We start from the raw sequence: 8,134 nt of genomic DNA on the forward strand, positions 1-8,134 counted from the left end.
CGGCGACGCCGAGGCTGCCGCCCAGGAGGCGGGTGCCGGCTCGCGTACCGGGCCTGCGGCCTTCGGCATGTCGGCCGCGTGCGGCGCGGCTGCGAGGCGGGCGGGCCTGTCGGCCCTTCGGCGGGATGGTGTGGCCGTGCCTCATGCGAGACCGCACAGCTGTCGGCCCGCGGCGGGCGCGAGATGGAATTCGGGCACAGGGCACGGGTGAACGCAAACGCGCATCGATATCTCCTGGCGCCTGCGAGGTTAGCTGTCGGATTCGGGTCGGAGACTGACCCGGCCAGCGAGCGTGCTCGCGTGGCTTCACCCCGAGGGCGCCGACCTGCGGCGCCCGAAATGTGGTTCCCCCGTCCCTGCCGGGAGTTGATCAGCACGCAGCGGCGGCAGGGCTCGGCGCCCGCCCGTGCACCCCGCGATTGCGAGGTGGAGCGAATGTACCCGACGACGACCCGAGAAGTCACAAACAGATAACGCCGCTCGACTCACGCTCATCGGGGCCGGCCAACCCTGGCCATCGATACAGCCCTCCATGTACTGTTCATCGCATGCTGAACACTGTCGACCGCATCGAGGTGATGGGCAGGCTCGGCCGGGCCATGAGCGACCCAACCCGGGCGCGCATCCTGGAACGCCTGCTGGCCGGACCGGCGTATCCCGCCGACCTGGCGGCGAGCCTGGACCTGTCGCGCTCCAACGTGTCCAACCACCTCGCATGCCTGCGCGGATGCGGGCTCGTGCTCACCGAACCCGACGGGCGCCGCACCCGGTACGCCATCGCCGACCCGCACCTGAGCGCCGCGCTCGGAGAGCTCCTGCGGGTCGTCCTCGACGTTCGCGACGGGCGCGAGTGCGCCAACCCGCTGTGCGAGGTGCCCGGCTGCACCGCCTGCGAGGTCGGGGCATGAGCCGCGAGTGCTGCGGCCCCGACGAGCCCGAGGACCGTCCCACGCTCCTCGCTCTGGGCTCCGCGCCTGCCGCGGTGGGGACGACCGGCTCGGTCGAGTCGTCGACTGGCGCTGACGGGTCAGCCCGCGAAAGCCACGACGAGGAGGACGCGCGAGAAGAGCTCACGCCGTGGTGGCGCGACCATGCACTGCTGCTGCCCGCGGTCTCCGGAGTCCTGCTGGCCGCCGGCTACGTCCTGGAGTGGAGCGGCCTCGAGGTGCCCGCCGTCGTCGTCCAGGCCGCGAGCCTGCTCGCTGGCGCCTGGACGTTCGCACCCGGCGCCCTGCGACGCCTGCTGCGCGGGCGCCTCGGCGTCGGGCTGCTCATGACCATTGCCGCCGTCGGCGCCGTGGCGCTCGGTCACGTCGGCGAGGCGGCCGCGCTGGCATTCCTGTTCTCGATCGCGGAGGCCCTCGAGGACCGCGCCATGGACCGCGCACGGCACGGACTGCGCGCGCTCCTGGACCTCATGCCCGAGACGGCTCGTATCTCCCGGCTGTCGGGCGATATCGACATCCCCGCCGACCAGGTGCGCGAGCTCGACCTACTCGTCGTGCGCGCAGGCGAGCGGCTGGCCACCGACGGCGTCGTGACCTCGGGGCGAAGCTCCCTGGATACCTCGACCATCACCGGAGAGTCCATCCCGGTCGAGGTCGGTCCCGGCGACTTCGTCCCCGCCGGCTCCATCAACGGCACTGGAACCCTGCAGGTCGAGGCGACCGCCGACGGGCGCGACAACTCCCTGACCACGATCGTGCGCCTCGTCGAAGAGGCGCAGGCGCGCAAGGGCGAACGCGCACGCCTGGCCGACCGCATCGCCCGGCCGCTGGTCCCCATCGTGCTGGTGGCAGCCGTCCTCGTCGCCGTCTGGGGCTTCGTCATCGGCGACCCCGGGACGTGGGTCCAGCGAGCCCTCGTCGTCCTGGTGGCGGCCTCGCCCTGCGCGCTGGCGATTGCTGTTCCCGTCACCGTGATCTCCGCCATCGGCGCCGCCAGCCGCTTCGGAATGATCATCAAGTCCGGAGCAGCGTTCGAAGAGCTCGGCACGGTTCGAGCCGTCGCCATCGACAAGACCGGCACGCTCACCCTCAACCGGCCCGAGGTCGTCGAGGTCATCACCACCCCCGGAACCACACGTGAGCACGCCCTCACGCTGGCAGCAGCCCTGGAAGCCCGCAGCACCCACCCCCTGGCCGCGGCCATCCTTGCCGCCGCGCCGACAGCCTCCCGCACCGACGACGTTGAAGAGCTCCCCGGCCGCGGCCTGCAAGGCACGGTCGACGGCACACCCGTGCGCGTCGGCACCACACGCTGGATCGATGCCGGAGACCTCGAGCCGCACGCCGCGACCCTCGAAGAGCAGGGCATGACAGTCGTCGCCGTGGAAGTAGGCGATGCTCCCGTCGCACTCATCGGAATCCGCGACGAACTACGCCCCGAGGCCGCCCAAGCCGTCCGCCAGCTGACGGACGACGGCGTCCGAGTGATGATGCTGACCGGGGACAACGAGCGCACCGCGCACGCCCTGGCCCGCGCGGCGGGCATCACCGACGTCCGCGCCGCACAGCTCCCGCAGGACAAGGAACACGCAGTCCGCGAGTCCGCCCAACGAGTTCCGACAGTCATGATCGGCGACGGCGTCAACGACGCCCCCGCGCTAGCCGCCGCCAACGTCGGGATCGCGATGGGCGCCGGCGGCTCGGCCGCAGCAATCGAGTCCGCCGACGTCGCCTTCACCGGCAGCGACCTCCGCCTCGTGCCCCAGGGCCTGGCCCACGCCCGCCGGGGCCGGCGAATCATGACCGGCAACATCCTGCTTGCGCTCGCCATCATCGTCGTGCTGTTCCCGCTCGCCCTGTTCGGCGTGCTCGGGCTGGCCGGCGTCGTCCTCGTCCACGAGATCGCGGAGGTCGTGGTCATCCTCAACGGCCTGCGCGCCGCACGAGGTAAGGCCGCGCTGCCCCCGCTGCTGCATCCCGGGAACGCCGCGCTGTCGCGCAGCACGCGCCACGGTGCAGCTTCCGCGCCCGACCTGCATCGCTGACCCGGCAGCTGCAAAGCGCACGGGCACACAGGAGAGGCTTCGCAACGTCCAAAACCCGATTCTGACGCGTCTCAGAAACGGTCAGTTTTGGAGCGGCGCGCAACCTTGTAGGAATCGGCCAGGTCAGCGGCCACTGTGGTTGACGAGGGCGGCCACCAGCGCTTCATCGTCAGGGACCCCTCGAAGCCCGTCGGCCGTGGAGTAGACGCGGCACGCGACACCAGGCCGTGCCGTGGGCACCGGGAAGACGTCGCGCCCGTCGACGTGGAACGAGGGCGAGCCCACGAAGCCCCGTGCGAGTGCCTGCGCATCGTCAGCAACGACCGTGGTCGAGACGACCGCATGGATGCCCGCGCGGTCCAGCGCGCGGTCCAGCGCGGCCCGGGCTCGGGCCTCGTTCGGGCACTCATCGACGACAAGGAGCTCAACCTTCATAGGTCGATTCTCGCGCGTCGCGACGTTCTCCGGGGCTCCCGTCGGGCCGGCTCATACAAGGCGGGGCGCAGAACCCGGCGCTTGTCGGCGGTGCAGAAGGAGGTTCTGCGGCGCCCGAGAAACGGTCGGCCTTGCGGTTTCGCACAACCTTGGGGGGTGACCAGCGAGGTGGCGACGGTGGGACGCTGGGGAGGGGCTCGAAGTCGGAGGCGACCATGATCGACATCCCGGGGTTGCCGGAGCCGGACGCGGGTCCGGTGTTCGACCTCGCGCTGCTTGTGCATGTCGCCGCGGGGCTGACGGGGGTGCTCGCGGGGTTGGTCGCGATGCTCGCCCGCAAGGGCGGCCGCTGGCACATCACCGCGGGGCGCGTCTTCCTGGGTGGGATCGTCGCCCTCTTCGGGTCGATGGTCGTGATGGTGCTGATCCGCTGGCCCGCAACGGTGCATCTGGCCGTCCTCGGCGGGATCGCGTTGGCCGCCGTCTTGCTCGGGTGGCGCAACCGGCGCCGCGGTGAGAGCGACGGCGTGCATATCGCGTGGATGGGCCTGGCGTATGTCGCGATGCTGACCGCGTTCTACGTCGACAACGGACCGCACCTGCCGGTGTGGGAGCGGCTGCCCGACTGGTCGTTCTGGGTCTTGCCTGCGGCGATCGGGGCACCGCTCACGGCCTGGGCGATACGACGACATCGCCCGCCGTCCATCCCCCCGGGAGCTTGAACCCGCGCCATCGACCGGTGCCGGTTGAACGGGGGCGACGCCGGGTCAGGCCATCGGGATCACCGCGCGGTACTTCCCACCGGTGGTCGGGACTGCTGCACGGATAGGTGACACCTGACCTGTGGTGCCTGCGGGCGCTGCTGGAAGGATGTGTCCCGTGCCCAGACCCCATCCCAAGGAGTTTCGCGACGACGTCGTGGCGATCGCCCGCCAGGGCGAGTCCACGGTCAAGCAGGTCGCGAAGGACTTCGGCATCAGTGAGTCGTGCCTGCGCAACTGGTTGCACCAGGCTGATGTCGAGGACGGCGCGAGGCCCGGCGTGTCCGCGTCGGAGTCCGCCGAGCTGCGCGAGGCAAGGAAGCGTGTGCGGCTGCTGGAGCAGGAGAACGAGGTCCTGCGCCGCGCCGCGGCGTACTTCGCCCAGGCGCACCTGCCGGGAAAATGACCTACCCGCTCGTCCGTGAACTTGCTGCTGACGGTGTCCCCGTCGCGGTGACGTGCCGGGTCCTGGGCCTCGCCCGCCAGCCGTACTACCGGTGGCTCGCCAACCCCGTGAGTCACCGTGAGCTCGAGCAGGCCTACCTCGCGAACGCCCTGTTCGACGCCCACCGAGACGACCCGGAGTTCGGCTACCGGCTGCTCGGCGACGAGGCCCGCTCGGTGGGTCACAAAGCGTGTGACCGCACGATGTGGGCCCGGTGCGCCGAGGGTGGCTGGTGGTCGGTGTTCGGCAAGAAGCGCGGGTCCAAGGGCGGGAAGAAGCCCGGCCCACCCGCGCACGACGACCTCGTGCTCCGGGACTTCACTGCCAGTGAACCCAACGAGCTGTGGCTGACCGACATCACCGAGCACCCCACCGCCGGCGGCAAGGTCTACCTCTGCGCGATCAAGGACGTGTACTCCAACCGGATCGTGGGGTACTCCATCAGCGACCGCATGAAGTCCTCTCTCGCGGTCGACGCCCTGAACTCCGCGGTCGCCCGCCGCGGCATCGACGGCAGTCAGGTGGCCGGCTGCATCGTGCACTCCGACCGCGGATCCCAGTTCAGGTCCAGGAAGTTCCTGGCCGCGCTGCGCCACCATGATCTGGTCGGATCCATGGGCCAGGTCGCCTCCGCGGGCGACAACGCGGCCATGGAGTCCTTCTTCGCCCTGCTGCAGAAGAACGTCCTGGACCGGCGTCGCTGGACCACCCGCGAGGAGCTGCGGATCGCGATCATCACCTGGATCGAACGCACCTACCACCGACGTCGCCGCCAGCAACGTCTTGGACGCTTGACCCCCATCGAGTACGAAGCAATCATCACGACTCAGGTCGCACTCGCCGCCTGACAACCGCTGTCACCTATCCGTGCAGCAGTCCCGACCGCGTCGCCGAGGTCGTAGCGCACGATCGGTTGGGTGCGGTTGGCGAGGTTGGTCAGCAGTGCGGTGTGGGGTGTCGCGCGTCAGACTTAGTGGCAGGACCCGTTGCTTGCGGGTCCGACCTGCGAAGGAGTCTGATCGTTCATGGCAAGACCACCAGCCGTTCCGGCTGAGGAGAAGACCAGGATCGTGTTGTCGGTCCTGGCCGGCGAGGTCACCGTCGCCGAGGCCGCCCGTCGGGCGAAGGTGTCCGAGCAATCGGTGGGGAACTGGAAGCGGGCGTTCCTCGAGGCCGGCAAGACGGGCCTGGCCGCTGGGAAGTCCGGCCCCTCCACGAGGGAGCAGCAGCTCGAGGCCCAGATCGCCGACCTCACCCAGGCGCTCGGCGAGGCACACCTGGAGGCCCGGGTGTGGAAGAAGTCCGCGGAGGGCCGGCTGGGCCCTTCGAGGACCTCGAGGTGATCCGCACCGAGGCGGGCATGCCGACCACGAGGTTCTGTCAGCTGGTCGGCGTGCCCGAGAGGTCGTGGCGGCGCTGGCAGGCGCGCGCCCGGGCCGGTTACCCGGCGAAGGGGCCGTGGCCGCGCCCGGCCCGCGAGAACGTCAAGGACGCCGCGCGGCGGCATGCGCTCGCCCACCCGGCGTGGGGACACCGCAAGGTGTGGGCGATGTGCCGCTATGACGGGCACCGGGTCTCCCAGGCCACCGTGCTGCGGCTGCTGCGCGACGAGGGGCTGATCCTGCCGGCGGCCTACCAGCGTGAACGTCGTCAGCTCGCCCAGCGCAGGAAGGCCGCGTTCGCCGACGAGCCCACGGGGGCGAACCAGGTGTGGCAGCTCGACTTCTCCGAGTTCGAGACCACCACGGGCGGGACCTGGCGGATCGCGGGCTGTCGGGACTACTGGAGCAAGTACGAGCACCCCTGGCACGTGTCCCCGACCGCGAACCAGCACGACGCGATCGCGGCGATCGAGGCCGCCCTCGCAGACTACGAGACGATGTTCGGCCGCCCGCTGGTCGAGGCGTGCACCCGCGACGAGGAGGGGAACGTGATCCCGGCCGTGACCGTCGTGACGGACAACGGCGGCCCGTTCCGCTCCTTCCGGTTCGAGGCGTTCATCACCGCCCACCCCGAACTGCGGCACGTGCGCACCCGGGTCAAGACGCCCGGACAGAACGGGTCACGCGAACGCGGCTTCCAGTCACTGAAGTACGAACGACTGTTCCTCGAAGAGATCGACGACGTCCTGGACCTCGTCGCCCACGCCGACGCCTACCGGACCGAGTACAACACCGTGCGCCCGCACGAGGCCCTCGCCTTCAACCGCCCCCTGGACGTCCACCTCGGCTACGCCGACCCCCTGACCCCCAACTTTCCCGAGACCGAAAATCTGCCAGCAGCTTGACGCGGGACAGCCACGGCCGTCCTCGTCCGTGGTGCTTGCGATGGTTGGGAACGGCCGTCCGGCCGCTCAAGGACTACGACGCGACGCGTCGGGTCCAACCGATCCCTCGCCTCGGCGGAGGCACACCGTGGACCCTGATTCCCCAGTGGTTCCCCGGCAGCCGACGAACTGAAGGAAGCCGCAGGTCAAGAAGGGTTTGTACAGTTCAACGTCTGAATGCGGCTGCAGACTTTCATCTACCCAAACGACGGACCTGCGGCGGTGGTGCAGCTGCTGTCGCCGGAAGGCTAAAAGCTCCAGCCCTGCTCGGTGATGAACTCCACCAGGGTCAGGCAGCGGACGTTCATCGCTTCGCAGACGCTCGGTATCTTCGGCTTCGCGAGGCTGCCCTGGGTCTCCTGAGTGACGACGACCCCGTCGCGAGCAACGGCGAGCCCGATCACAAAAGGGTCGGCCCCGTTCCGCCCCTTGGCGTTCCCGAGGAGCTTCGGGTGCGAGGTGAGGACCCACGACGTCGCGGTCTGGATGTCCTCTTCGAGGTCCACGAAGAGGTCGGCCTGGTCTTTCGCCCACGAGTGCACGGCGTCGCCCTCGCGCTTCGCTAGTTCTCGCTCGACCTCGTCCACAGCTCGGATCGCGCCGTCGGCGATCATGCCCTCCACCCGTTGCCAGACGCTCGGGAAGGTCGCCGGGGGAAGCAGATCCCGGCGCCCGTTGATGAACACGCTCGTGTCGAACGAGTAGAAGGACTCCACGGCCTACACCGCCTCCGCGTTCGAGAGCGTCGCTTCCTGCGCGAGACGGGCCATCTGGCTCGCCTTCACGTCGAGAAAGGTCGTGGCGGTGTAGGTATCGATCGCGCGGCGCTTGTGGGCGTCGGTTACGAGGCGGACGAAGCCCTTCCCTTTGTCTCGGACCGTGTTGCGATACCAGTTGCCCCCTCCGGCGCGCTCCCGAGCGGCATCGGCCTCGTAGGCGCGGAGGAACTCCTCGCGACTCTCGGCGTAGAACCTCTCGGACACGTGCCCCAGGGTGACCAGACGCCGGAGGAACGCCTCCGCGCTCACCCCGAATGGGGCAGCCGCGCGACGAAGGTCTCCGTACGTCCAGGGAGAGCCCTCGGCACGGTGGCTCTGGACGAGTGGCTGCGTGAGGACGGCCTCCCTCGGCATGAGCATGGACGCCGCCAGAGCGTTGCACTGTGCTTCGAGTTG

At 69.8% G+C, this 8,134-nt stretch carries 9 protein-coding genes and 1 riboswitch; of the genes, 6 read left to right on the forward strand and 3 right to left on the reverse strand.

Translation table 11 applies throughout. The features are described 5' to 3' along the window. Positions 1-224 precede the first annotated feature (224 nt). A riboswitch (cyclic di-AMP (ydaO/yuaA leader) is annotated at positions 225-386 on the reverse strand. Positions 387-548: 162 nt separating this feature from the next. Further along, positions 549-908 carry an ArsR/SmtB family transcription factor gene (locus ABD254_RS19820; RefSeq protein ID WP_344250535.1) on the forward strand — a complete coding sequence of 120 codons (360 nt, stop codon included), beginning with the start codon at positions 549-551 and terminating at the stop codon, positions 906-908. Next, positions 905-2,992 carry a heavy metal translocating P-type ATPase gene (locus tag ABD254_RS19825; RefSeq protein WP_344250536.1) on the forward strand — a complete coding sequence of 696 codons (2,088 nt, stop codon included), beginning with the start codon at positions 905-907 and terminating at the stop codon, positions 2,990-2,992. Before ABD254_RS19820 ends, ABD254_RS19825 begins: the two co-directional genes overlap by 4 nt. 123 nt (positions 2,993-3,115) lie before the next feature. Here ABD254_RS19825 and ABD254_RS19830 read toward each other — a convergent pair whose 3' ends face one another. Continuing rightward, on the reverse strand, positions 3,116-3,427 hold the full coding sequence (locus ABD254_RS19830; protein ID WP_344250538.1) for a DF family (seleno)protein: 312 nt from the start codon (positions 3,425-3,427) through the stop codon (positions 3,116-3,118). Between the two features lie 215 nt (positions 3,428-3,642). Here ABD254_RS19830 and ABD254_RS19835 point away from each other — a divergent pair, with 215 nt between their 5' ends. The 4 genes from ABD254_RS19835 (at position 3,643) to ABD254_RS19850 (ending at position 6,920) form a co-directional block, all read left to right on the forward strand. After that, complete coding sequence (locus ABD254_RS19835) at positions 3,643-4,149, forward strand: DUF2306 domain-containing protein (RefSeq protein ID WP_344250539.1); 507 nt, start codon at positions 3,643-3,645, stop codon at positions 4,147-4,149. 157 nt (positions 4,150-4,306) lie between these two features. Continuing rightward, positions 4,307-5,481, forward strand: a protein-coding gene (locus ABD254_RS19840) for an IS3 family transposase (RefSeq protein ID WP_344250540.1) whose coding sequence is annotated in 2 segments (ribosomal slippage) — positions 4,307-4,585 and positions 4,588-5,481 — 1,173 coding nt in all. Because the reading frame shifts where the segments join, the coding sequence is not laid out codon by codon here. 177 nt (positions 5,482-5,658) lie between these two features. Further along, positions 5,659-5,976: a helix-turn-helix domain-containing protein gene (locus tag ABD254_RS19845; RefSeq protein ID WP_344250541.1), complete on the forward strand. Its 318-nt coding sequence runs from the start codon at positions 5,659-5,661 to the stop codon at positions 5,974-5,976. Further along, a complete protein-coding gene (locus ABD254_RS19850) occupies positions 5,973-6,920 on the forward strand; it encodes an integrase core domain-containing protein (RefSeq protein WP_344250542.1) in 948 nt (315 codons plus the stop codon). The genes ABD254_RS19845 and ABD254_RS19850 overlap by 4 nt, the downstream gene beginning before the upstream one ends. A gap of 287 nt (positions 6,921-7,207) precedes the next feature. Here ABD254_RS19850 and ABD254_RS19855 read toward each other — a convergent pair whose 3' ends face one another. Both ABD254_RS19855 and ABD254_RS19860 read right to left on the reverse strand, forming a co-directional pair. After that, complete coding sequence (locus ABD254_RS19855) at positions 7,208-7,675, reverse strand: DUF4411 family protein (protein ID WP_188525110.1); 468 nt, start codon at positions 7,673-7,675, stop codon at positions 7,208-7,210. Positions 7,676-7,678: 3 nt separating this feature from the next. Continuing rightward, the coding region (locus ABD254_RS19860) for an ImmA/IrrE family metallo-endopeptidase (protein WP_344250543.1) at positions 7,679-8,134 on the reverse strand (456 nt) is incomplete at its 5' end.

It is taken from the genome of Isoptericola hypogeus, assembly GCF_039531145.1.
Classification (GTDB): domain Bacteria; phylum Actinomycetota; class Actinomycetes; order Actinomycetales; family Cellulomonadaceae; genus Isoptericola; species Isoptericola hypogeus.